General features: G+C 73.0%; 8 protein-coding genes. 6 read left to right on the forward strand and 2 right to left on the reverse strand.

Annotated elements, in window-relative coordinates; all coding sequences use genetic code 11:
- Positions 1-135: 135 nt before the first annotated feature.
- Both M5362_RS00745 and recQ read left to right on the forward strand, forming a co-directional pair.
- Positions 136-1,548 (forward strand): aminopeptidase P family protein, encoded by a 1,413-nt coding sequence (locus M5362_RS00745; RefSeq protein WP_260225231.1) that lies wholly within the window; start codon positions 136-138, stop codon positions 1,546-1,548.
- A 92-nt stretch (positions 1,549-1,640) separates the two neighbouring features.
- Positions 1,641-3,695 carry a DNA helicase RecQ gene (gene recQ / locus M5362_RS00750; RefSeq protein WP_260225232.1) on the forward strand — a complete coding sequence of 685 codons (2,055 nt, stop codon included), beginning with the start codon at positions 1,641-1,643 and terminating at the stop codon, positions 3,693-3,695.
- Between the two features lie 155 nt (positions 3,696-3,850).
- Here the strand turns inward: recQ and M5362_RS00755 are convergent, their stop codons facing one another.
- On the reverse strand, positions 3,851-4,798 hold the full coding sequence (locus M5362_RS00755; protein WP_260225233.1) for a methionyl-tRNA formyltransferase: 948 nt from the start codon (positions 4,796-4,798) through the stop codon (positions 3,851-3,853).
- Positions 4,799-5,048: 250 nt separating this feature from the next.
- Between M5362_RS00755 and M5362_RS00760 the strand changes: the two genes are divergently transcribed.
- The 4 genes from M5362_RS00760 to M5362_RS00775 all read left to right on the forward strand — a co-directional run bounded on the left by M5362_RS00760 (position 5,049) and on the right by M5362_RS00775 (position 22,288).
- On the forward strand, positions 5,049-6,401 hold the full coding sequence (locus M5362_RS00760; protein ID WP_260225234.1) for a lysine N(6)-hydroxylase/L-ornithine N(5)-oxygenase family protein: 1,353 nt from the start codon (positions 5,049-5,051) through the stop codon (positions 6,399-6,401).
- 150 nt (positions 6,402-6,551) lie between these two features.
- A complete protein-coding gene (locus M5362_RS00765; protein ID WP_260225235.1) occupies positions 6,552-7,598 on the forward strand; it encodes an iron-siderophore ABC transporter substrate-binding protein in 1,047 nt (348 codons plus the stop codon).
- Between the two features lie 234 nt (positions 7,599-7,832).
- Complete coding sequence (locus tag M5362_RS00770; protein ID WP_260225236.1) at positions 7,833-22,082, forward strand: non-ribosomal peptide synthetase; 14,250 nt, start codon at positions 7,833-7,835, stop codon at positions 22,080-22,082.
- Positions 22,079-22,288, forward strand: a complete 210-nt coding sequence (locus M5362_RS00775) for an MbtH family protein (protein WP_260225237.1) — start codon at positions 22,079-22,081, stop codon at positions 22,286-22,288. Before M5362_RS00770 ends, M5362_RS00775 begins: the two co-directional genes overlap by 4 nt.
- A gap of 303 nt (positions 22,289-22,591) precedes the next feature.
- Here the strand turns inward: M5362_RS00775 and M5362_RS00780 are convergent, their stop codons facing one another.
- Positions 22,592-24,382: an ABC transporter ATP-binding protein gene (locus M5362_RS00780; protein ID WP_260225238.1), complete on the reverse strand. Its 1,791-nt coding sequence runs from the start codon at positions 24,380-24,382 to the stop codon at positions 22,592-22,594.
- Positions 24,383-24,391 lie beyond the last annotated feature (9 nt).

Below are 24,391 nucleotides of genomic sequence, written 5' to 3' on the forward strand. Positions count from 1 at the left end.
GGCGTGGCCGATCTGTGCCAGTGGCACACTTCGGCACCCCACGCCCCCGTACCCGGCTACCGTCCAGGGCGCGTCCTGCCCCGCGCAGCACGCAGTCCAGGACCCACCCTCACCGACGGGAAGCAGGGGAACGCCGTGGCCAAGGGCCGAAAGAACGGGCTGTACACAGGGATCTCCGAGGAGCTGTCCGCCCTCATGCGCACGGGGTGGGCGGACACCGAGCGTCACGACCTGGCGCTCGACGAGCAGGCGCCGTACGCGGCCCGCCGCCGCGCCGCGCTCTCCGCGCGCTTCCCCGGCGAACGCCTCGTGATCCCCTCGGGCAGCCTCAAGGTCCGCTCGAACGACGACACCTACCCCTTTCGGCCGCACTCCGCCTATGTGCACATGACCGGGGACCAGGCCCGGGACGGCGCCCTCGTCCTCGAACCCCGCGCCGACGGCGGCCATGACGCCTACTGCTACCAGCTGCCACGGGACAGCAGGGAGAACAACGAGTTCTGGACGGGCCCCACGGCGGAGCTGTGGATGGGCCGCCGCCGCTCCCTCGCCGAGTCGGAGCGCGTGCTCGGTCTGTCCTGCCGCGACGTCCGCACGGCCGCCGCCGACCTGGCCGCCGCCTCCGGTGTGCCCACCCGGATCGTCCGAGGCGTCGACCCCGCCCTGGAAGCCGCCGTCACCACCGACGAGGCGCGCGACGACGAGCTGGAGGAGGTGCTCAGCGATCTCCGGCTCGTCAAGGACGCGTGGGAGCTGGCCGAGATGCGCAAGGCCGTGGACTCCACCGTGCGCGGGTTCACCGACGCCGTCGGCGAGCTCTCCCGGGCCGTCGCGTCCTCCGAGCGCTGGATCGAGGGCACCTTCTTCCGCCGGGCGCGCCTGGAGGGCAACTCCGTCGGCTACGGGTCCATCTGCGCCGCGGGCGAGCACGCCACGATCATGCACTGGACGGAGAACGACGGCCCGGTCCGCCCGGGGGAGCTGCTCCTGTTCGACGCCGGAGTGGAGACGCGCACGCTCTACACCGCCGACGTCACGCGCACGCTCCCGATCAGCGGGACCTTCACGCCCGTGCAGCGCAAGGTCTACGACGCGGTGTACGAGGCCCAGGAGGCGGGCATGGCGGCCGTGAAGCCGGGCGCCGCGTACCGCGACTTCCACGAGGCGTCCCAGCGCCACCTCGCGGTCCGGCTGGTCGAGTGGGGCTTCATCGAGGGCCCCGCCGAGCGGGCGTACGAACTCGGCCTCCAGCGCCGCTTCACCATGGCCGGCACCGGTCACATGCTCGGCCTGGACGTCCACGACTGCGCGCACGCCCGGAACGAGGAGTACGTCGACGGCGTCCTGGAGCCGGGCATGGTCCTCACCGTCGAGCCGGGTCTGTACTTCCAGCCCGACGACCTCACCGTGCCCGAGGAGTGGCGGGGCATCGGCGTGCGGATCGAGGACGACCTGGTCGTCACCGACGAGGGCCACGAGAACCTGTCGGCGGGCCTGCCGCGGTCCGCGGACGACGTCGAGGCGTGGATGGCCCGCGTCGCGGGCTGAGCCGCCCTCGGGACGGCCCCCGGCCGGGCTGGTCGTCCACAGGTTCGGTGGACGGGGCCGGGGGTGTCGGCGCACGCCGTTAGGCTTGTCGAATGGCCCTTCCGGATGCTTCCCCCACGACCTCCGACGCTCTCGAGGTGCTTCACCGCGTCTTCGGCTACAGCGCCTTCCGCGGCGAACAGCGGGAGATCGTCGAGCAGGTCGTCGGGGGCGGCGACGCCCTCGTCCTGATGCCGACCGGCGGCGGGAAGTCGCTCTGCTACCAGATCCCGGCGCTCGTGAGGGAGGGCACGGGCATCGTGATCTCGCCGCTCATCGCGCTGATGCAGGACCAGGTGGACGCGCTGACCGCCCTCGGCGTGCGCGCCGGGTTCCTCAACTCGACCCAGGACCCGTACGAGCGGCAGGCCGTCGAGCAGGCCTTCCTCGCCGACGAGCTGGACCTGCTCTACCTCGCCCCCGAGCGGCTGCGCACGGAGGGGACGCAGCGGCTGCTCGACCGGGGCACGGTGTCGCTCTTCGCGATCGACGAGGCGCACTGCGTCGCCCAGTGGGGCCACGACTTCCGCCCCGACTACCTCGCGCTCTCCATGCTGCACGAGCGGTGGCCCAAGGTGCCGCGGATCGCGCTGACCGCGACGGCCACGGAGGCCACCCACGCGGAGATCGCGGCGCGGCTCGGTCTGCAGGACGCCCGGCACTTCGTCGCGAGCTTCGACCGGCCGAACATCCAGTACCGCATCGTCCCCAAGAACAACCCCGTCAAGCAGGTCCTGGAGCTGATCCGCACCGAGCACGAGGGGGACGCCGGAGTCGTCTACTGCCTCTCACGGTCCTCCGTGGAGAAGACCGCGGCCGCCCTGGTGGAGCACGGTGTCGACGCCCTGCCGTACCACGCCGGAATGGACGCCCGCGCGCGTGCGGCGAACCAGGCGCGCTTCCTGCGGGAGGACGGGGTCGTGATGGTGGCGACGATCGCCTTCGGCATGGGCATCGACAAGCCGGACGTGCGCTTCGTGGCCCACCTCGACCTGCCGAAGTCGGTCGAGGGCTACTACCAGGAGACCGGCCGCGCCGGCCGCGACGGAGAGCCGGCCACGGCATGGCTGGCGTACGGGCTGCAGGACGTGGTCCAGCAGCGCAAGCTCATCGACGGCTCCGAGGGCGACGAGACGCACCGCCGCTCGCTGGCCGCGCACCTGGACGCCATGCTGGCGCTCTGCGAGACCGTCGACTGCCGGCGGGCGCGGCTGCTGGCCTACTTCGGGCAGTCGGGCGAACGCTGCGGCAACTGCGACACCTGTCTGACCCCGGCCGAGTCCTGGGACGGCACGGTCGCGGCGCAGAAGCTGCTGTCCACGGTGTGGCGGCTGGCGAAGGAGCGGCGCCAGAAGTTCGGCGCGGGCCAGATCATCGACATCCTCCAGGGCAAGAAGACCGCCAAGGTCATCCAGTTCGACCACGACGGGCTGTCGGTGTTCGGCGTCGGGGCCGACCTGGGCACCGCGGAGTGGCGCGGGGTCGTGCGCCAGCTGCTGGCGCAGGGGCTGCTGGCGGTCGAGGGCGACTTCGGGACGCTGGTGCTGACGGACGCCAGCGGCGAGGTGCTCGGCGGGCGCCGTACCGTGGCGCTGCGTAAGGAGAAGGCGCCCGCCGCCGGGGCCCGCAAGGAGTCCGGGTCGCGTTCCGGCAAGGGCGCGCGTGTCCCCGTCGACCTGCCGGCCGCGGCCGTTCCGGTCTTCGAGGCCCTCCGCGCCTGGCGGGCCGCGACGGCCAAGGAGCAGGGCGTGCCGGCGTACGTCGTCTTCCACGACGCCACCCTGCGCGAGATCGCGACCTTGTTCCCCGCCACGGCCGCGGAGCTGGGCACCGTCGGCGGCGTGGGGGAGGCCAAGCTCACCAAGTACGCCCAAGGCGTGCTCGACACCCTGGCCGAGTGCCGCGCCCCCGGGGCATCCCCCGCCGCACCGTCGACCGGGGCCCCCGCCGCGCCGCGGACCGGGTCCTCCGGCGCGGAGCCGGACGGGTCCGGCTCCGCGCCGTCGGCCGGGTCCGCCGCGTCGGCGCCGGCGCCGTTCGACGAGGAGCCGCCGCTCGACCCGTTCGAGGAGACGGATCCGCCGCCGCCCTACGACGACTGGCAGTAAGGAGTCGGGCCGGGGCGGTTCATGGGCGGCCGGCGAGCAGCTCGCCTTCCGCCGTTGCGGTTCAGCACGCTGGGGGTGGTCAATACGGAAAGGGGCCGGCGCCCCCAGGACCGTCTGGGGGCGCCGGGGTTCCGTGGGCGCGGGTGCGGAGGTGGTCAGGGGCGGCTGGTGAGGTAGCCGCCCATCGAGGTGAAGTACTCGGTCGCGGGCAGCTCCTGGCCGTCCTCGGTCCGTACGCGCGTGATGGCCAGGCCGTGGTTGCGGCCGGTGCGGGCGTCGGCGCCGGCGACGATCACCACGCCCTCGCCCTCGCGGTAGAAGACGCGGCCGGGCGTGCCGCCGTAGCGGCCCTCGGACACCACGGCGGAGAGGACTTCGAGGCGCTTGCCCTTGTGGAAGGCGAACGCGGCCGGGTACGGGGCGGACTGGGCGCGGACCAGGCGCGCCAGGACGTCGGCGGGCCAGTCCCAGTTGATCCGGATGTCCTCTTCGGAGCGCTTGTGGAAGAAGCTGGCCTGGGAGCGGTCCTGCTTGGTGAACTCGGTCCGCCCGGAGGCGATCAGGTCCAGGGCGCCGACCGTGACGGGGGCGATGAGGTCGACCGTCTTGTGGAACAGGTCGGTGGCGGTGTCCGTGGGTTCCACCGTCACCGCGCGCTGGTCGACGATGTCACCCGCGTCGAGCACCTCGTCCATCATGTGGGCGGTGACGCCGACTTCCGACTCGCCGTTGATCATGGCCCAGATGATGGGGGAGAAGCCGGCGTACTTGGGCAGGAGGGAGTCGTGGATGTTCAGCGTGCCGTGGCGGGGCAGCGTGTAGATCCGCGGCGGGATCCAGGTGCGCCAGTTGTTGGCCACGATGATGTCCGGGTCGGCCTCCTTGAGGAGCTGGAACAGCTCTTCGTCGTCGGGCCTGTTGCGGATGACGACGGGGACCCCGTGCTCCTCGGCCAGCTCGGCGACCGAGTCGCTCCAGATCTTCTCGTAGGCGTGCTCGCTCTTGGGGTGGGTCACGACCATCACGACGTCGTGCTCGGAGTCCAGGAGAGCTTGCAGGGTGCGGTGCCCCCAGGTCTGGTAACCGAACATGACGACCCGCATGGGGTTCCTCCTCAGAAGAGCGAATGACCTTGCCAAGTAAAGCAAGGCTTACCTAAGGATGCAACGGGCCCTGATTTTGGGAGTGTTCGATGCCACTATCTCTGACCTGCCCGTTTTGTCCCGTCGACAGGTCGGGCTTGGTCAGGTTAGCTTTACCTAAGTTCGCCTGGCCGGCGTCACCGGCGGGCTTGGCATCTCGTAATTTTTCCCCCACGCCTGACAGGCGGCTGTCCCGCACGATGGGAGTGACATGTCACAGGTTCTTCCTGGCGACGCACCTCTGATCCACGACCTCATAGGTATCGGCTTCGGGCCGTCCAATGTGGCCATGGCGATCGCGCTCAGCGAGCACAACGCTCGCGTCGGCAGGCAGGAGGCGGTCACTGCCCACTTCTTCGAGCGTCAGCCGAACTTCGGCTGGCACCGCGGCATGCTCATCGACGACGCCACGATGCAAGTGTCCTTCCTCAAGGACCTGGTGACGCTGCGCAACCCGTCCAGCGAGTACACCTTCCTGCGCTACCTGCAGAGCAAGGGCCGGTTGATCGACTTCGTCAACCACAAGAACCTCTTCCCGCTGCGTGTGGAGTTCCACGACTACTTCGAGTGGGCGGCCGCGAAGGTCGACGACATGGTCTCCTACGGTCACGAGGTCGTCTCCGTCGACCCCGTCGTACGCGACGGAGTGGTGGAGTACGTCGACGTGACGGCCCGTTCGGGCTCGGAGACCGTGGTCCACCGCGCACGGAACCTCGTCATCGGCACGGGACTCCGTCCCGTCATGCCGGAGGGCGTCGAGCGCTCCGACCGCGTCTGGCACAACTCCGACCTGCTCGCCAAGGTGGACGGCCTGGAGGGCACCGACCCCACCCGCTTCATCGTCGTCGGCGCCGGCCAGAGCGCCGCCGAGAACGTGGCGTACCTCCACCGCCGCTTCCCCAACGCCGAGATCTGCGCCGTCTTCTCCCGCTACGGCTACAGCCCGGCGGACGACAGCAGCTTCGCCAACCGCATCTTCGACCCCGAGGCGGTCGACGAGTACTTCACCGCTCCCGACGACATCAAGCGCCGGCTGATGGACTACCACGGGAACACCAACTACTCGGTCGTCGACATCGACCTGATCGACGAGCTGTACCGGGTGGCGTACCAGGAGAAGGTGCTCGGCGCCGAGCGGCTGCGCTTCCTCAACATCTCGCGGCTCACCGGCGTCGAGGAGACCCCGGACACCGTCCGCGCCACCGTCACCTCCCTGGTCACCGGCGAGGAGAACGTGGTCGACGCCGACGTCGTGGTCCTCGCCACCGGCTACAGCCAGGCCGAGCCCCTCGGAATCCTCGGCGACGTCGCGAAGAGCTGCCACCTCGACGAGCAGGGCCGGGTCCGCGTCGAGCGGGACTACCGCATCACGACCGACCCCGAACTGCGCTGCGGCATCTACCTGCAGGGCGGCACCGAGCACACCCACGGCATCACGTCGTCGCTGCTCTCCAACACCGCGATCCGGGTCGGCGAGATACTGGACTCGATCCTCGACCGCACCGCGGAGCCCGCCCAGGAAGAGCCCCGGCCGGTCGCCGACGGCATCGGCTCGGTCCGCTGAGGTCCGTTCCGCCGAGACCCAGGTCCGCCGACGTGTCCCGTCCCCCGGTGGTCCTGCTCACCAAGCCCCCACTCGCCCCGCTCGCCCCGTAGCGTCCTCGTACGGAGCGGTCGTGGCACGCACTGTGCAATCCCCGTGAAAGGAACATTCGTGTCCACTGGTACGCGCCCCGCTCTGACGCGGTTCGTCAGACACCTCCCCAAGGTGGCCGTCGCCACCGTCGCCGCGCTCGCTCTGTCCGCCTGTGGGGGCGGCACGGAGAAGACCGAGTCCAAGCCCTCGGGTGAGGCGAGCAGCTCCAAGTCGGCCGCCTTCCCCGTGACGGTCGAGCACAAGTACGGCAGCACGACCATCGACGCGGAGCCGAAGAAGGTCGTCACCCTGGGCCTGTCGGACCAGGACGCGGTTCTGGCGCTCGGGATCAAGCCGGTCGGCGCGGTGGACTGGTTCAAGGAGACCCCGTACGGCAAGTGGCCGTGGGCGAAGGACAAGTGGGGCACCACGAAGCCCGAGATCGTCGGTGAGCGCGACGAGTACAACATCGAGAAGATCGCGGCGCTCAAGCCCGACCTCGTCATCGCCCAGTACTCGGGGATGAAGAAGGAGCAGTACGACACGCTCTCGAAGTTCACCAAGGTCGTCGCGCAGCCCAAGGGCCTGCCCGACTACGGTGCCTCCTGGCAGGTCATGACGCGCCAGATCGGCAAGGCCCTCGGCAAGGACGCGGAGACCGAGAAGCTGATCTCCGGCATCGACGCCCGCTTCAAGGCCGTCCGGGACAAGCACCCCGAGTTCGCGACGAAGACCATCGCCGTCGCCGACAGCTTCGAGGCCGGCAAGTACTCGGCCTTCACCAAGACCGACCCGAAGGCCATCTTCTTCAACGAGCTCGGCTTCAAGCTCAAGCCCGAGATCGACACCCTGGCCAAGCCGGGCTGGAACGTCGCCGAGCTGAGCGCCGAGAAGCTGAACGTGCTCGACGTCGACCGCCTCGTCTGGGTCACCTCCAGCACCGAGGCCAACGACCGCATCAAGGCCGAGCCGCTGTACAAGAAGCTGAAGGTCAACTCGGAGAAGCGCGACCTGTTCGTGCCGTACCAGGACCCGGACATCGGCGCGGCCTTCTCCTTCAACACCGTCCTGTCGATCCCGTACGCCATCGACGAGGTCGAGCCGCTGATCGCGGCCATCAAGTAAGCAGACGTCCACCGGCGTCCGGCGGCCAGTCCGCCGGTACCCCGCCCGTCCGCAGCCACCCGGCCCGCCCGCCGGCCGCCGCGGACGGGCGGCCCCCGCCACCCGCGCCCCGTTCCCAGCAAGCACCGCGCCCGGCCGCCGAACGAACGGCGGCCCCTCCCCGGCGCGGGCCGGGAGCGGGGCGCACCGGACACACCTCACCGACGCACCACCAGGGAAAGGCCCATTCGAACGATGTTTGACGTCGAGTCGGACCGGACGTCCACCTCCGGCATACCCGTCACTGGCGGGCAATCCGGTATCTGGCTTGCCCAGCAGATCGATCCGGACAGCTCCGCCTACAACATCGTGTTCGCCCTTGACCTGCGAGGCGACGTCGACCTCCCGCGCCTCACCGCCGCCGTGCGGCAGGCCGTCGAGGAGGCCGAGAGCCTCCACGTGCGTGTCACCGCGGGCGACGGCGGCCCCCGCCAGACACCCGCCCCCGCACCCTTCGACATACCCGTCGTCGATCTGCGCGACGCCGCCGAGCCCCCGTGCGCCGCGGCCGACTGGATGGCCGCCGACCGCGAGCGCCCGATGGATCTCGCCCAGGGCGCCCTCTTCGGCCACGCACTGCTCCGGCTCGCGGACGACAACGTCGTCTGGTACCAGCGCTACCACCACATCGTCATCGACGGCATGGGCCTCGCGCTCATCACCCGCCGTGCCGCCGAGCTGTACACCGCCGACGACGAGGGCCCCGCCCCGCGCGACTGGGCCGTCTCCCGCCTGGTCGACGCCGAGCGGGCCTACCGGTCCTCCGCGGCGCACCAGGAGGACCGCGCCCACTGGCTGGCCCGCATGGCCGAACGGCCCGAGCCCGTACGCCTCGTCGAGCGCGCCCCGCTGCCCATGACCCGGCGGCTGCGCCGCACCTCGGAGCTGACCGGCGAGCAGACCCGCCGGCTGTACGCCGCCGCCGAGCGCGCCGGCACCCGGGTGTCCCGTGTCCTCGTCGCCGCCGTGGCCGCCTACCTCCACCGCACCAGCGGTGAGCAGGACCTCGTCCTCGGCCTGCCGATCGCCGCCCGTCAGGACACCGTCTCGGCCGACGTCCCCGGCATGGTGTCCAACATCGTTCCGCTGCGCCTGACCGTCCGCCCCGGCACGACCGCCACGCAGCTGCTCGCCGACGTACGGCACGCGGTCGGCCAGGCCGTCGCCCACGGGCGCTACCGCGCCGAGGAGCTGGCCAAGGAGCTGGGTCTGGCCGACGGCGTGACCGAGCTGGTCGGCCCCACCGTCAACGTCCTGCCCCGCCCGGACGACCTGCGCTTCCGTGACCTGGAGTCCGAACTCGAACCGGTCTGGCTCGGCCCGGTCAGCGACCTCGCCCTGAGCTTCGCCGAGTGCCGCGCCGGGCAGGGCGTCCGCGTCCACATCGACGCCGACGCCCAGGTCTGCGACGAGGAGACGCTCGCCGACCACGAGCGCCGCTTCCTCGCCGTGCTCGACGCGCTCGTCGAGGACCTCGACCGGCCGGTCGGCCACATCGAACTGACCTCGGCGCCGGAACGCGCCCGGCTCCTCGACGAGTTCGGCGACAAGCCCCGGGAGTCCGCCGAGCTGTCCTGGCCCGCCGCCTTCGAGGCCCAGGTCCGCCGCACCCCGGACGCCGTCGCCCTCGTCTGCGAGGACCGGGAACTCACGTACGCCGAGCTCAACGCGGCCGCCAACCGGCTGGCCCGCCTCCTGGGCTCCCGTGGCGTCGGCGCCGAGGACATCGTCGCCGTGGCCGTCCCGCGCTCCGCCGAACTCGTCGTCTCCCTGCTCGCGGTGATGAAGGCGGGCGCGGCGTACCTGCCGCTGGACGCCGACCACCCGCAGGACCGGATCGCCTACATGCTCGCCGACGCGGGCGCGCGTACCGTCGTCACCACGCGGGAGCTGTCCGCCGCCCTGCCGGACACCCCCGGCGTCGCCCACCTGCTGCTCGACGACCCGTCCCTGTCGGCCGAGTGCGCCGCCCTCGACGCCTCGGACCCGGGCCTGCCCGTCACCCTGGACCAGGCCGCGTACGTCATCTACACCTCGGGCTCCACCGGCCGGCCCAAGGGCGTCGTCGTCTCCCACGACGGCGTCGGCAGTCTCGTCGCCACCGCCACCGAACGCATCGGCATCACCGCCGAGAGCCGGGTCGTCCAGTTCGCGTCCGTGGGCTTCGACGTGACGGTCTGGGACCTGATCATGTCGCTCTGCGTGGGCGGCCGGATCATCGTCGTCCCCACCGAGCGGCGCGTCGCCGGGCCCGCGCTCACGGAGTACATCGCACGCCACGGCGCCACCCACATGATCCTCCCGCCGTCCCTCGTCTCGGCCCTGCCGCAGGAGTGCGAACTGCCCGACGGCGCCGTCCTGATCGTCGGCACCGAGGCGGTGCCCAGCGAGCTGATCGCCCGCTGGGCCGGGCGGCTCCAGGTCGTCGTCGCGTACGGCCTCACCGAGGCGACCGTCAACTCCACGCTCTGGGTCGCCACCGCCGACCGTCCGGGCCCCGCGCCCATCGGCGAGCCCGACCCCAACACCCGCGCCTACGTGCTCGACTCGGCGCTCCGCCTGGTGCCCGTCGGCACCGAGGGCGAGCTGTACGTCGCCGGGCGCGGCCTCGCCCGGGGCTACCTCGGCAGGCCGGGGCTCAGCTCCGAGCGCTTCGTCGCCGACCCGTACGCCACCGAGCCGGGCGCCAGGATGTACCGCACGGGCGACCGCGTCCGCTGGGGCGCCGACGGCAACCTGGAGTTCCTGGGCCGCGCCGACGGCCAGATCAAGATCCGCGGCCACCGCATCGAGCCCGGCGAGATCGAGAGCGCCTTCATGGCCTGCCCGGGCATCGCCCAGGCCGCCGTCCTCGTCCGCGAGGACCACCGCAACGCCAAGCGGCTCGTCGCCTACCTCGTCGCCGAGGCGGGCACGGACCCCGAGGCCTCCGTCGCCGAGGCACGCACCCGCGTCGCCGGGTCGCTGCCCGACTACATGGTCCCCTCCGCCGTCGTACGCCTCGACGGGCCGCTGCCGCTGACGCCCAACGGAAAGCTCGACAGCCGCGCGCTGCCCGAGCCCCGCTGGACCGCGACGGCCGGCGGCGACGCGCCCACCACCCCCGCCGAGACCGCGCTCGCCGCGCTCTTCGCCGACGTGCTCAGCCTGCCGTCGGTCGGCGTCCACGACAGCTTCTTCGAGCTGGGCGGCGACAGCATCGTCGCGATCCAGCTGGTCAACCGCGCCCGCGAGGCCGGGCTCGCCCTCACCCCGCGCGACGTGTTCCGGCAGCGGACCGTGGCGGCGCTCGCCCGCACCGCGGAACCGATCGCGGCCGACGCCTGCCCGGCGGCCCCCCGAGCGGTGGAGCTCGACGACGACGCCCTGCCCGTCTCCCCGCTCCAGGAAGGTTTCTTCTTCCACGCGGAGTTCGACCAGGAGGCCGCCGACCTCTACGTCGTCCAGGAACTCCTCGACCTCGCCGGCCGCGTCGACCCGGCCCGGCTCCGGCAGTCGCTCCAACTGCTCCTCGACCGCCACGCGCTGCTGCGCGCCGCGTTCCGCCAGCTCCCCGGCGGCGAGGTCGTCCAGCGGATCGCCGACCGCACGGAGCTTCCCTGGCACGAGACCGACACCGCCCGCACCCCGCTGGAGGAGCTGCTGCGGCAGGACCGCGCCGAGGGCTTCGACCTCGCCCGGCAGCCGCTGATGCGGGCCACCCTGATCCGCGACGGCGAGCGCCACCGCCTGCTGCTCACCCTGCACCACATCATCGCCGACGGCTGGTCGGTCTCCGTCCTGCTGCGGGAGCTGTCCGCCGCCTATCAGGGCGACGCCCTGCCCGAGGCGCCCGCCCCCCGGCCGTACCTCTCCTGGCTGGCGAGCCGGGACCTCGACGCCGCCCGCGACGCGTGGCAGCGCGCCCTGGCCGGCCTGGACGGCCCGACCCGGCTCCCCGCCCTCGCCTCCGCCGCGGGCGACCACGGAGCCGCGCCGGTCGCCAGGCCCGAGCACGTCGACGTCCGGCTGCCCGAACCGCTCACCGCCGGCCTCACGGCCCGCGCCCGCAGCCACGGACTCACCCTCAGCACCGTCCTCAACGGCGGCTGGGCCCTGCTCCTCGGCTCCCTCACCGGCAGCCAGGACGTCGTGTTCGGCACCACCGTCTCGGGACGCACGACCGAGGTCAGCGGCCTGGACTCGGCCGTCGGCCTGTTCATCAACACCGTGCCCGCCCGCGTCACCCTGAACGGCGGAGAGTCGCTCGCCGAGCTGCTGCTGCGCGTCCAGGACGAGCACGCGTCCCTCCTGGACCACCAGCACCTCGGACTGGCCGAGATCCAGCGGATCGCCGGCGGCGGGGAACTCTTCGACACCCTCGTCGTCTTCGAGAACTTCCCGTCCGGCGACCTGTCCGCCGGACAGGACCGGGAGACGCTGCGCGTCACCGGCGCCGAGGTGTTCGACGCCGTGCACTACCCGCTCGCCCTGATCGTCGAGCACGACGGCGAACACCTCGCGCTGCGGTTCAAGTACGACGCCGCCCGGCTCGACCGGCCGGCCGTGGCCGCGATCGCCCACCGCTTCGAGGCCCTGCTGCGGACGCTGGTCTCCGACCCCGCCCGCCCGGTCGCCCGCGTCGGGATGCTCTCCGAGCGCGAGCAGGAGCGCCTCACCGAGCTGAACGCCACGGCGCACCCGCTGCCCGACGCGGATGCCACCCTCGCCACGCTCTTCGCCGCGCAGGTGGCACGGACGCCCGACGCCCCCGCCGTCGTCTTCGAGGGCACCACCCTGTCCTACGCCGAACTCGACCGGCGCGCCGAGGCCCTGGCCCGGCGGCTGCGGGCCCGCGGCGCGGGCCCCGAGCGGTTCGTCGCGGTCGCGGTGCCCCGCTCCGCGGAGCTGATGGTCGCGCTGCTCGGCGTGCACAAGGCCGGCGCCGCCTACCTGCCCCTCGACCTCGACTACCCCGCCGACCGGGTGGCGTTCATGCTCGCCGACTCCGGGGCCCGTACGGTCGTCACGACCACCGGATCCGCCGGGCGGCTGCCCGATGTGCAGGGTCTCGAACACGTCCTCGTCGACCACGACGAGGAGGCCCCCGACGCGCCCGCCGCACCGGCCGGACCCGACCACCCCGCGTACCTGATCTACACCTCCGGCTCCACCGGACGCCCCAAGGGCGTCGCCGTCACCCACCGGGCCATCGTCAACCGCCTGGCCTGGATGCAGGACGCGTACGGCCTCACCGCCGACGACCGCGTGCTCCAGAAGACGCCGTCCAGCTTCGACGTCTCCGTCTGGGAGTTCTTCTGGGCCCTGATCGAGGGCGCCACCGTCGTCCTCGCCCGGCCCGACGGCCACCGCGACCCGGCGTACCTCGCCGAGCTGATCCGCACCGAGCGCATCACCACGACGCACTTCGTGCCATCGATGCTGGCCGCGTTCGTCCAGGTCATGGCGGCCGCCCCCGGCGCCCCCGAGTGGGCCGCGAGCATGCGCCGGGTGTTCTGCAGCGGCGAGGCCCTCACCGGCCCCGACGCCCGCCGCTGGTCGGAGCTGACCTCCCGCCGAGGCCACGGGCCCGTACCGCTGCACAACCTGTACGGCCCCACCGAGGCCGCCGTCGACGTGACGTACTTCCCGTACGAGGGCGGTACCGAACTCGCCGTCCCGATCGGCCGCCCCGTGTGGAACACCCGCCTGTACGTCCTCGACGCCTTCCTGCGTCCCGCCCCGGACGGCGTGCCGGGCGAGCTGTACCTCGCCGGCGTCCAGCTGGCCCGCGGCTACCACGACCGGCACGGCCTGACCGCCGAACGCTTCGTCGCCGACCCGTTCGGTGAGCCGGGTGCCCGCATGTACCGCACCGGCGACCTGGTCAGCCGGCGCGCCGACGGCGCCGTCGAGTACCTCGGCCGCACCGACCGTCAGGTCAAGGTGCGCGGCAACCGCATCGAACTGGGCGAGATCGAGGCCGCCCTGGCCGCCCTCCCGGGCGTCGCCCGCGCCGCCGTCGTCGTCCGAGACGGAGCGCTCCTCGGCTACGCGGTCCCGGCTCCGGGCGGCACCGCCCTGGACGCCGAAGCCCTCCACGGGGCGCTCGCCGACGCGCTGCCCGCGGCGATGGTGCCGACGGCCGTCATGGCCCTCGACGAGCTGCCGCTCTCGCCCAGCGGCAAGCTCGACCAGAACGCCCTGCCCTCGCCGACCGTCGCCCCCAGGGCCGGCGGCCGCGCGCCGCGCGACGAGCGCGAGCGTGCCTTCTGCGAGATCTACACCGACGTCCTCGGCATGACCGGGATCGGTGCCGACGACGACTTCTTCATGCTCGGCGGCGACAGCCTCACCTCGATCGCCGTCGCCACCAGGGCCCGTGAAAGGGGACTGACCATCAGCCCGCGCGATGTGTTCGAGCACCGCACGCCCGCCGCGCTCGCCGCGACGGCCGCGAGCGTGCCGGACGAGCCTGCCGAGCGGAGCGCACCGACCGCGCAGACGCCCGCCACCGGTGTCACCGTCTCCGCCACCGACGCCGGACAGGCCGCCGCCGCCCTCCAGGCGATGCTGGCCGCCCAGGCGCAGTCCGGTGCGGCGGTCGACCCCGCCCTCCAGGCGCTGCTCGCCCAGCTGACCGCCGCCGCGCCGGCGGAGCCCGAGGCCCCCGCCCCGCTGGGCGGACTCGAGCTCTCCCCGGAGGAGACCGCCCGCGTCGAGGCCGCCGCCGGTCTCCCCGTCGCCGACATCTGGCCCCTCTCCCCACTCCAGGAGGGCATGTACTTCCACGCCACCTACGACACCGGTGACGCCCTCGACGTCTACCTGTCGCAGGAGACCCTGGACTTCGACCGCCGCCTGGACGCCGACCGGCTGCGCGCCGCCTGCCGGGCGCTCCTGGAGCGCAACGCGAGCCTCCGCGCCGGCTTCACCAGCGACGGCCTGCCCCGGCCCGTCCAGTTCATCGCCGACGGCGCCGAGATCCCGCTGGCGGAGACCGACCTCTCCGGGCTGTCCGCCGACGAGCAGCGCGCCAGGGTGGACGAGCTGCTGGCCTCCGACCGCCGGCAGCGCTTCGACCTGTCGGCGCCGCCGCTCTGCCGCCTCCAGCTGATCCGGCTCGCCGACGGCCGCGACCGGCTCGTCGTCACCCACCACCTCATCCTGTGGGACGGCTGGTCCGCGTGGCTGTTCCTGGAAGAGCTGTTCACGCTGTACGAGCGGGCCGGCGACACCACCGGTCTGCCCGCCCCCGGCTCGTACCGCGACTACCTGGCCTGGCTGGACCAGCAGGACACGACGCGGGCCCTCGACGCCTGGCGCGGCGCGCTCGCCGGCTTCGACGAGCCGACCCTGGTCGCGCCGACCGGCCGCGACGCGGGCCCGGTCATCCCGGCCGACTTCGACGCGGTGCTCACCAAGGAGACCAGCGACCGTCTGCGCGCGCTGGCCCGGCAGCACGGCCTCACCCTGAACACGGTGCTCAACGCCGCCTGGGGCCTGGTCCTCTCGGCGATGACCGGCCGCGGCGACGTCGCCTTCGGCACCGCGGTCGCCGGCCGCCCCGCGGACGTCCCGGACGTCGCCGGCATCATCGGCATGTTCCTCAACACCATCCCCGCCCGGGTCGCGTTCGCGCCGGACGAGCCGCTGCTCGACCTGCTGCGCCGCATGCAGTCCGAGCGGGCCGGGGTCATGCCGTACGAGTACGTGGGCCTCGGCACGCTCCAGCAGGAGACCGGCCACCGCCGCCTGTTCGACACCCTCTTCGTGCTGCGCTCCGCCGACGGCGAGGACCGTGCCGCCGCCCTCCGGCAGCGCCACGGCATCACCGACGTCTCGAACGTGGACGGCACCCACTTCCCGCTCACGCTGATCGTCACGCCCGAGACCCGCCTGCGGGTCACCCTGGCGGCCCGGCCCGACCTGTTCGACACGGAGGCCGCGACCACCATCCTCGGCCGGTTCACGACCGTCCTGGGGCGGCTCGGCGAGATCCTCGCCGCCCCGGACGCCGTCACCGCCCGCACCGTCGGCGTCGACCTGCTGATGGAGCCCGAGCGCGCCGCCCTGACGGCCGAGTGGGCCCACAGCCGCGAGCCCGTGCCCAACGAGACCATCGCCGACATGCTGACGGCCCAGGTCGCCCGCACCCCGGACGCGGTGGCGCTCGTCTTCGGCGAACGTGCTCTCACGTACGCCGAACTGGACGCGCACATCAACCGGATCGCCCGGCTGCTGCTCGCCCGGGGCGCGGGCCCGGAGAAGGTCGTGGCGCTCGCCCTGCCCCGCTCCATCGACATGGTCGCCGCCCTCTTCGCCGTCCTGCGGACCGGCGCCGCGTACCTGCCGCTCGACCTGGACCACCCGGCCGACCGGCTGCGGCTGATGGTCGAGGACACCGGACCGCTGTGCCTCGTCTCCACCGCCGCCGTCGCCCCGACGCTGGGCGGATCCGACGGCCCCGCCGCCCCCGAACTCCTCCTCGACGAGGAGGCCGTGGCCGCCGAGCTCGCCGCCCTGCCCGGCGGTGAGATCACCGACGCCGAGCGGCCCGCCTTCGCGCACGAGGTGGCGGACCGGCTGGAGTACCCGGCCTACGTCATCTACACCTCGGGCTCGACCGGCCGGCCCAAGGGCGTCGTCACCCCCTACCGGGGTCTGACCAACATGCAGCTCAACCACCAGAAGGAGATCTTCGACCCGGCCATCGCCTCGGCCGGAGGCCGGCGCCTGCGCATCGCGCACACCGTCTCCTTCGCCTTCGACATGTCCTGGGAGGAGCTGCTCTGGCTCGTCGAGGGACACGAGGTCCACGTCTGCGACGAGGAGCTGCGCCGCGACGCCGAGGCGCTGGTCGCCTACTGCGACGCCCACCAGGTCGACGTCGTCAACGTCACCCCGACGTACGCCCAGCTCCTCATCGAGGAGGGACTCCTCGACCAGGACACGGCGGCCGGAAAGCACCGCCCCGCGCTGGTCCTGCTCGGCGGCGAGGCCGTGTCCGACACCGTGTGGACCAAGCTGCGCCGCACCGAGGGCACCTACGGCTACAACCTGTACGGGCCCACCGAGTACACCATCAACACCCTCGGCGGCTCGACGGCGGACAGCGCGACCTCCACGGTCGGCATGCCCATCCGCAACACCCGCGCCTACGTCCTCGACGCGATGCTGCGCCCGGTCCCGCCGGGCTGCCCCGGCGAGCTGTACATCGCCGGCACCGGCCTGGCCCGCGGCTACCACGACCGTCCCGGCCTGACCGCCGAGCGGTTCGTCGCGGACCCCTTCGGGGAGCCGGGCGAGCGGATGTACCGCACCGGTGACCTCGTACGTCAGCGGCCCGACGGTCTGCTCGACTTCCTGGGGCGCACCGACGACCAGGTGAAGATCCGCGGTTACCGGATCGAGCTGGGCGAGATCTCCACGGCGCTCTCCTCGCACCCCGAGGTCGCCCACGCGGCCGTCGTCGTCAACGAGAGCACCGGGACCAGGCGTCTCGTCGGCTACTTCGCGCCGGAGGACGGCACGGAGCCCGGCGAGGAGCTGCTCCAGCGGCTGCGCGACCACCTGAAGGCCGGACTGCCCGACTACATGGTCCCGTCCGCGCTCGTCCCCGTGGCCACGCTCCCGCTCACCGTCAACGGCAAGCTGGACGTACGGGCCCTGCCCGCCCCGGACTTCGCCGGAACGGGCCCGAGCCGCGCCCCCCGCACCCCGCGGGAGGAGACGCTCTGCACGCTCTTCGCGGAGGTGCTCGGCCTGCCGGACGGCAGCGTCGGCATCGACAGCGACTTCTTCGAGCTGGGCGGCCACTCGCTGCTCGCCACCCGGCTCGTCAGCCGGGCCCGCACCGCCCTCGACGCCGAACTCGCCATCCGTGACCTGTTCGAGGCACCCACCGTCGCCGAGCTGGTCGAGCGCGCGGACCGCTCCGGCGGCGCCGCCCGGCCGGCGCTGACCGCGGGGGAGCGGCCCGACGTGCTGCCGCTCTCCCACGCCCAGCAGCGGCTCTGGGTCATCCAGCAGATCGAGTGCACCTCGGCCGCGTACAACTTCCCGCTGGTCATGCGGTTGCGCGGCGCCCTCGACGTCGAGGCGTGGGGAACCGCCCTCGCCGACGTGACCGCGCGGCACGAGGCCCTGCGGACGGTGTTCGTGGAGCCCGAAGGCCAGGCCGTCCAGCGCGTGCTGCCCGCCGAGGAGGCACGGCCCGTGGTGGAGCGGCTGCGGGCCACCGAGGACCAGGTGCCCGCGCTCGTCGAGGCCGCCGTCAACAGGCCGTTCGACCTCGCCGCCGAGCTTCCGCTGCGCGCCACGGTCGTCGAGCTGGCGCCCGAGGACCACGTCGTCATTCTGCTGCTGCACCACATCACCACCGACGAGTGGTCGGACCGGCCGTTCCTGCGCGACCTGGCCACCGCCTACGCGGCCCGCCTCTCCGGCGCGGCCCCGGAGTGGGAGCCGCTGCCCGTCCAGTACGCCGACTACGCCCTGTGGCAGCAGCGACTGCTCGGCGACCCGGCGGAGGCGGACAGCCTCGCCGCCCGGCAGCTGGAGTACTGGCGCACCACCCTGGACGGCGCGCCCGAGGAGCTGGAACTGCCCACGGACCGGCCCCGCCCGGCCCGGCCGGCCTTCACGGGTGCCGAACTGGACATCGCGTTCGACGCCGACGTCCACGAGGGGCTGAAGCGGCTCGCCCGCGAGACCGGGGCCAGCATGTTCATGGTGGTGCACGCGGCCGTGGCCGCCCTGCTCCACCGCATGGGCGCCGGTACGGACATCCCCCTCGGCTCGCCCATCGCGGGCCGCGGCGACGAGGCCCTCGACGACCTGGTCGGCTTCTTCGTCAACACGCTCGTGCTGCGCACCGACCTGAGCGGCGACCCGAGCTTCACCGAGCTGCTCGCCCGGGTCAGGGAGACCGACCTGGCCGCGTTCTCGCACGCGGACGTGCCGTTCGAGTCCGTGGTGGAGAAGCTCAACCCCACCCGCTCCCTCTCCCGGAACCCGCTCTTCCAGGTGATGGTCGGCTACCACGCCCGCACCGGCGACGGACTGGAACTGCCCAACCTGCACGCCGACTACGTGCCGTTCCGCATCCGCTCGGCCAAGTTCGACCTGGTGTTCAGCTTCACCGAGCACACCCCGGCCGACGGTGGCGACGGCTCCCTCGGCTGCCGCCTGGAGTTCGCCACGGAACTGTTCGACCACGCGACCGCCGAGCGCCTCGGCGACCGGCTCCAGACCCTCGTCGCGGCCCTCGTCGCCGCACCCGAGCAGCCCCTCTCGACGGCGGAGATCCTCGGCGACGACGAGCGCCGGCTGGTCCTCGAGGGCTTCAACGGCACGGCCCGCGAGGTCGACGAGGAGTCCTTCCCGGCCCTGTTCGCGCAGCGGCTCGCCGAGCGCCCCGACGCGGTCGCCGTCGTCGACCGCGACCGGTCGGTGACGTACGCGGAGCTCGACGCCCGCGCCAACCGCCTCGCCCGGCTCCTCGCGGCGCGCGGTGCCGGCACCGAGAGCGTGGTCGGCGTGGCCGTGCCCCGCTCGGCCGACATGGTCGCCACGGTGCTCGCCGCGCTGAAGCTCGGCGCCGCGTTCCTGCCGCTCGACCTGGTCCACCCGGCCGACCGCCTCACCTACATGATCGAGGACTCCCGGGCGGCGCTCGTGGTCGGCACCGAGCCGGTCGCGGGCAAGATCCCCGAGGTCGCGGGCGTACCGGTGGTGCTGCTCGACGAGCCCTCCGTGGCCGCCGAGCTGGAGACCCTGCCGGAGACCGCGCTCGATCGGAGGCCGGTCTTCCTGGACCAGGCCGCGTACGTCATCTACACCTCGGGCTCCACCGGCCGCCCCAAGGGCGTCGTCGTCCCGCACGAGGGCATCTCCAGCCTGGTCGCCACCGCCGTGGACCGGATGGGCCTGGAGAACGACAGCCACGTCCTCCAGTTCGCCTCGATCGGCTTCGACGTCTTCGCGTTCGAACTGGCGATGGCGCTCTGCCACGGCGGCCGGCTCGTCCTCATCACCGACGAGGCACGGGTCGCCGGACCGGCGCTCACCGACTTCCTCGGGGAGCAGCGGATCACCCACATGATCCTGCCGCCGTCCCTCGTGTCGGCCCTGCCGCCCGGCTGCGAGCTGCCCGAGGGATCGACCGTCCTGGTCGGTACGGAGACGGTGCCGCCGGACGTCTTCGAGCGGTTCGGCGCCACGGCCCACCTGATCTGCGCCTACGGACTCACCGAGGCGACGGTCAACTCCACGCTGTGGCCCTCGCGCGAGCACGGCGGCCGCCCGTCCGGCCGCGTGCCGATCGGCCGGCCCGATCCCAACACCCGCGCCTACGTCCTGGACGACCACCTGCGGCCCGTCCCGCCGGGTGTCGTCGGCGAGCTGTACGTCTCCGGGCGCGGCCTCGCCCGCGGCTACCTCGGCAAGACCGCGCTCACCTCCGAGCGGTTCGTCGCCGACCCGTACGGCGCGCCCGGCAGCCGGATGTACCGCACCGGCGACCGTGCCCGCTGGCGCGCGGACGGCAACCTCGACTTCCTCGGGCGCGTCGACACCCAGGTGAAGGTCCGCGGCTTCCGCATCGAGCTGGGCGAGATCGAGGCGGCCCTCGCCGGGCACCCGGCGGTCGCCCAGGCCGCCGTGCTGCCCGACCGGGACGGCGACATCGTCCGCCTCGTCGGCTACGCCGTCCCCGAGGCGGGGGAGTCCGTGGAGCTGGACCCGCAGGAGCTGCGCGCCCATGTGGCCGGGCAGCTGCCCGAGTACATGGTCCCGGCGCTCGTCGTGCCGCTGGACGGCCCGCTGCCGCTGACCCCCAACGGCAAGCTGGACCGCAAGGCGCTGCCCGTGCCGGACTGGGCCGCGATGACCGGTGACGCGCTGCCGGCCAACGAGACGCAGGCCAGGCTCGCCGCGCTGTTCGGCGAGATCCTCAAGCTGGAGAAGGTCGGCGTCCACGACAACTTCTTCGCGCTCGGCGGCCACTCCATGGCGTCGATGCGGCTCCTGGGCCGCATCCGTGCCGAGTTCGGCGTCGAGCTGAGCATCCGGGACGTCTTCGACGCGCTGACCGTCGCCGGGATCGAGGGCAAGCTCAAGGGCGCGTCCACGGCCCGCCCGGCGCTGCGCCCGGCCGGGGACCGTCAGGAGCCGTTCCTCGCCGCCCCCGTCCAGCGCTGGCAGTGGGACGCGTACGGCCGTACCCCCCGCTTCGACCACGCGCTCGTGCTGCGCTCGCCCGGCGGCCTGGACGCGGACGCGCTGTCCGCGGCCCTCGCGGACGTGGCGGGCCGTCACGAGCCCCTGCGGACGGCGTTCGCGGAGCAGGACGGCGCGCTCCGCCACCGGGCCGCTCAGCCCCCGGTCCTCATCCTGGAGGAGTGCGCGGAGCTGGAGGCGCGGCTGACCGAGCTGGCGGCCGGGTCCCCGGAGCCGGAGCACAGGGCTCCGTTCGTGGCCCGTCTGCTGACGGCGGCCACGGGCGAGCAGGCGCTGCTGCTGACCATGCACTACCTGACGGTGGACGAATGGTCGGTGGTCCCCCTCTTCCGTGACCTGACGGCGGCCTACGCGGCGCGTACGGAAGGCAGGGCGCCCGAGTGGCGGCCGCTCCCCGTCTCGTACGCGGACTACGCGCTGTGGGCCCGCGAGGTCCTGGGCGACCTGGACGACCCGGACAGCCGGGGCGGCCGGCAGCTCGCCTACTGGCGCGAGACGTTGAAGGACGTACCGGCCGAGCTGGCCCTCCCGGCGGACGGGCCGCGCTCGTCCTCGCCCGGCGCGGACCATGTGGGCTTCGTCCTGGACGAGCGCCTGCACGCGGCCGTGGACGACCTGGCCCGGGCGACCGGTACCAGCATGTTCATGGTGCTGCACTCCGCCCTGGCGGCGCTGCTCACCGCCCACGGCGCGGGCACGGACCTGCCCATCGGTACGATGGTCGCCGGCCGTACGGACGATCAGCTGGCCGACCTCGTGGGCTGCTTCTTCAACACCGTCGTGCTGCGCACTGACACCGCCGGCGACCCGACCTTCGCGGAGCTGCTGTCCCGCGTACGGGAGACCACGCTCGGCGCGCTCGACCGGCAGGAAGTCCCGTTCGAGGAGGTCGTCCGCGCGACGGGACTGCCTCAGGAGGGCCCGCAGGTCATGGTGATCCACCATGAACAGGCGGACCTGGAGCAGCTGGAGGGCGGTGTCGGATCCCTCGACGCCGTACCGACCGGCTCGACCAGGGCACAGCTGACCCTCAGCTTCTACGAGCCGCAGGGTGACGGGCCGGTCCACTGCGGACTGATCCACGCGACCGACCTGCTCGGCACCGCCAAGGCACGGCGGCTCGCCGACGAACTTCAGAGGCTGCTGCGCACCGTGGCAGCCGACCCCGGACAGCCGCTCTCGGAGCTGTTCACCGCCATGTCCACAAGGAGTGACAACGCATGAGCACCAACCCGTTCGAGGACCCGCAGGGCCGCTTCCTCGTCCTCGTGAACGACGAGAACCAGCACTCGCTGTGGCCCTCCTTCGCCGAGGTGCCCGCCGGCTGGCGCACCGCCTTCGGTGAGGAGACGCGTGAGGCCTGCCTCGCGTACGTCGAGGAGCACTGGACGGACCTGCGCCCGGCGAGCCTGGTGGCCCAGCAGGCCTGACCCCGCACCGCCCGACGCCGCCGCCCGTGGAGAACCGTCTCCACGGGCGGCGGCGTTCTGACGTGCGCCACCGTCGTGGGCGTTCGTCCTGCTGGGGCGGAACGGCCTCGTGGGGTACCAGGGGCCGTGAGCGGAACGCGCCCGCAGGGGCGCCGGCCCGGGTGCCCACCCGCCTCTCCTAGGACTTCGTCCTGGGGGGAGCCCCAAGCGGGACGATCGCCCACGCGGGGGCGGGCAGCAACGCAAGAAGGCTCCCGACCGGAACCCCGGTCGGGAGCCTTCTTGGTGCTGCGAGGATGGGCGTTACGCCGGTACGGCAGGCTCCTGGCGGCTGTCGGACCAGGCCGACCAGAGCTCGGCGTAACGGCCGCCCGCCGCGACGAGTTCGTCGTGGGTGCCGGTCTCCACGACCCGGCCCTGGTCCAGGACGACGACGCGGTCCGCGGTCGCCGCCTGGGGGAGGCGGTGGGCCACCATCATGCCCGTACGGCCCTCCAGGGCGCGCAGAGCGGCGGTCTCCAGGACCCGGGCGCCCGCGCTGCCGGCGTCGGCCGTCGCCTCGTCGAGAATGGCGATCGGCGGGTCGGTGAGCACCAGCCGGGCCAGCGCCAGGTGCTGGGCCTGGGTCACGGTGAGGCGGTGGCCGCCCTCGCCCACGACCGTGGCCAGCCCGTCGGGCAGCCCGTCGACCCACTCCAGGGCGTCGACGTGCGCCAGCGCGGCGCGCAGCTCCTCGTCCGTCGCCCCGGGACGGGCGAGCCGCAGGTCCTCGGAGAGCGGGCCGGCGAAGACGTGGACCTCCTGGCTGATGAGGGTGACCGCCCGCCGGACCCCGGCCGGGCCGAGCTCCCGGGAGTCCACGCCGCCCAGGGAGATCGCACCGGTCGCCGGGTCGTGGACGCCCGCGATCAGCTTCGCGAGCGTGGTCTTGCCCGCGCCGCTGGCGCCGACCAGGGCGACCCGTTCGCCGTCCCTGACCTCCAGGTCCACCGCGGAGAGCACCGGGTGGCCGTCCACGTACGCGTGGCCGAGCTCGGAGACCTTGACCGAGCCGTCCACCGGTACGGCGGCCCGCTCGTCGGTCTCCCGTTCGGCCGGGAGGCTCGACACGCCGACGAGGCGGGCGAGGCTCGCCCCGGCGGACTGGGCGTCGTCGATCAGGAAGAGCGCGGCGTTGATCGGGTTGAACAGGCCGTGGAAGTAGAGCGCCGCCGCGGTCGCCGTACCGATGCTCACCGAGCCGTTGTCGACCAGGAAGAACCCGGTGAGGAGGATCGACGTCATACCGATGAACTCGGCGATGTTGAGGCGGGAGAAGAAGCCCGAGACGAGGCGCATGCCGCGCGCCGCCAGGTCCACCGCCGTCTGCGACCGCTGCTCCAGGAGCTCCGCGTGCCGGTCGTTCAGCCGGAACGCCCGCACCGTGCGGACCCCGCCGATGCTGTCGAGCAGCTGGTGCTGCAGGGCTCCGGTCGCCACCCGGTGCTCGCCGTAGATGCTCGCGGCGCGCGGGATGTACCAGCGCACGGTCAGGATGTGGACCGGAACGGCCACCAGCACCGCCACGAGGAAGCGCCAGTCGAGGACGGTGAGCCCCACCAGCGTCAGGATGATGGTGAGGAAGGCGCCCGCGAACTCGGGGAGCGCCTGCCGCACGGCCTTGGCGATCAGGGTGACGTCGCCCGTCACCCGCGAGGTGAGGTCGCCGGAACCGGCCTTCTCGACCCGTTCGAGGGGCAGCCGCAGCGCCCGTGCGATGAACCGCTCCCGCAGGTCCGCGAGGACGGTCTCGCCGAGCCTGGCGACGAGCGACTTGCCGATCGCGGTCGCGACGCCCCTGGCGACGGCGACCACGAGGAGCAGCACCATCGGCACGGTCAGCGCGCCGGCGCCGCTCTTGTCCACGACCAGGTCCACGATGCGGCCGAGCAGGGGCGCGGTCAGCAGCCCGATGCCCGTGCCGACGACCAGGACGGTCACGGCGCCCACCGTGAGGAGCCGGTGGTGGCGCAGCAGCTCGCGGACGACGGCGAAGGTCCTGGCGCCGCTGGCGGTGGGCAGGAGTTCGCGTTCGGGTGTGCCGGGTCCGCTCATCGTCCGTCC

It is taken from the genome of Streptomyces sp. Je 1-79 (genome assembly GCF_025195125.1).
Taxonomy (GTDB): Bacteria; Actinomycetota; Actinomycetes; order Streptomycetales; family Streptomycetaceae; genus Streptomyces.

What these genes read in the sequence shown, in the direction of transcription:
- recQ (WP_260225232.1), top strand. Translation starts at nt 1,641, where the DNA reads ATGGCCCTTCCGGATGCTTCCCCCACGACCTCCGACGCTCTCGAGGTG.
- M5362_RS00755 (WP_260225233.1), bottom strand. Translation starts at nt 4,798, where the DNA reads ATGCGGGTCGTCATGTTCGGTTACCAGACCTGGGGGCACCGCACCCTG.
- M5362_RS00760 (WP_260225234.1), top strand. Translation starts at nt 5,049, where the DNA reads ATGTCACAGGTTCTTCCTGGCGACGCACCTCTGATCCACGACCTCATA.
- M5362_RS00770 (WP_260225236.1), top strand. Translation starts at nt 7,833, where the DNA reads ATGTTTGACGTCGAGTCGGACCGGACGTCCACCTCCGGCATACCCGTC.
- M5362_RS00775 (WP_260225237.1), top strand. Translation starts at nt 22,079, where the DNA reads ATGAGCACCAACCCGTTCGAGGACCCGCAGGGCCGCTTCCTCGTCCTC.
- M5362_RS00780 (WP_260225238.1), bottom strand. Translation starts at nt 24,382, where the DNA reads ATGAGCGGACCCGGCACACCCGAACGCGAACTCCTGCCCACCGCCAGC.